Genomic DNA, 1,761 nt, shown 5'->3' on the forward strand with positions numbered 1-1,761 from the left:
GGTGCGGGTGCCGCTTCGTGGGCCCCCCGGCGGCCGGCCCCGCGCACGCCCCGGGGGTGCCCGCCCCGCGCCCGGCACCACCCAAAGAGAAGGCCGGCTTTCGCCGGCCTCTTCGTTGATCAGGTCATGTCGACCAGATTTTCGATCTTCACGTCCGGATTGACGTCGGCCTCGTAGTCGACACCCTCCACGCCAAAACCGAACAGGCGCAGGAAATCGGCCTTGTAGCCGGCCAGATCGCTGATCTCGTACAGGTTCTCGTTGGTCACCTGCGGCCACAGCGCGACCACATTGCCCTGCACGTCCGCGGCCATTTCCTTGTAATCGGCACGCAGGCGGCCTTCGTCATCGACCAGCGCGACGGTGTGGCCATCGCCATCGACCAGGTCGTGGCGCAGACGATCGACCGCCACGCCATCGGCCTTGCCGCCGTAGAGGATATCGTACAGCACGTCGAGCTGTTCGATGCAGCCTTCGTGCGTGCCCTTTTCCTTCATCACCTTGAACAGCAGCGACAGGTACAGCGGCATGGTCGGAATGGCCGAGCTGGCCTGGGTGACCACGGCCTTCAGCACCGACACGCGCGCGTCGCCACCGATCCTGGCCAGCTTCTCGCGCAGGCCCAGCACCTTGGTGTCCAGGTCCTTCTTGGCCGCACCGATCGAGCCATTCCAGTAGATCGCCTGGGTGATCTCTTCGCCCACGTAGGTGAATGCGGTGGTGGTGCAGCCATTGGCCAGCACGCCGGCGTCGGCCAGCGCATCGATCCACATCTGCCAGTCCTCGCCGCCCATCACCGCGACGGTGCCAGCGATTTCTTCCGGGGTGGCCGGCTGCAGATGGGTCTCGGTCAGCACTTCCTTGTCGGTATCCAGGCCACGCAGGGTGATCGGCTCGCCGATCGGCTTCAGCGTGGAGCTGATGATCTCTCCGGTCTTCGGGTGCTTGCGGCGCGGCGCGGCAAGGCTGTAGACGACCTGGTCGACCTGGCCGAGATCGGCCTTGATCATCTCGATGGTCCTGGCCTTCACTTCATCGGAGAAGGCATCGCCGTTGATGCTCTTGGCGTACAGGCCGGCTTCGTCGGCGTACTTGTGGAACGCGGCCGAGTTGTACCAGCCCGCGGTGCCCGGCTTGGTTTCACTACCCGGGCGTTCGAAGAAGATGCCCAGGGTGGCGGCGCCACTGCCGAAGGCGGCAGTGATGCGCGCAGCCAGGCCGTAGCCGGTGGAGGCGCCGATCACCAGCACGCGCTTGGGACCATTCTGGATCGGCGGACGTGCGCGGATGTAGTCGATCTGCTGCTTGACCGCGGCTTCGCAGCCGGTCGGGTGGGTGGTGACGCAGATGAAGCCGCGGACGCGCGGTTTGATGACCATGGATACCTCGGGTTGGCAGATGCGGCGCACGGGGCGCTCAGCAGGAATACGGGTGCGCGCCTGCGCGCGCGAACCGCAGGATCGTAGTGCGCGGGGGAAGATTGCACAACCGACGGCGGCGTAGGGTGGGGTTTGTTCTGCAGGGTTGCACCCTGCACCCGCAGAGGCCGGAGCAACGGCCGGAGCCGGAGCAATTTCAAAAGCTGGGTTCCTGTGGGTTGGCGGGGGGGGGGGGGGGGGGGCGGGGGGGGGGGGGGGCCCCGCCCCCCCCCCCCCCCGGCCGCCCCCCCCCGCCCCCCCCCGCCCCCCCCCCCCCCCCCCCCCCCCCCCCCCGCCTTCGACAGATTTCCGCGATCTGTCGGAACGGCATCCTGCTCTGGTA

The 1,761-nt window shown here is 67.7% G+C and carries 1 protein-coding gene; it reads right to left on the reverse strand.

What is annotated here, in order from left to right; genetic code table 11:
• Positions 1–119: 119 nt before the first annotated feature.
• Positions 120–1,379, reverse strand: coding sequence for an enoyl-ACP reductase FabV (gene fabV / locus V3B64_RS15565; RefSeq protein ID WP_329914424.1), 1,260 nt, complete (start codon positions 1,377–1,379; stop codon positions 120–122).
• Positions 1,380–1,761 lie beyond the last annotated feature (382 nt).

Source organism: Stenotrophomonas sp. SMYL86 (assembly GCF_036320025.1).
Lineage (GTDB): Bacteria > Pseudomonadota > Gammaproteobacteria > Xanthomonadales > Xanthomonadaceae > Stenotrophomonas > Stenotrophomonas maltophilia_A.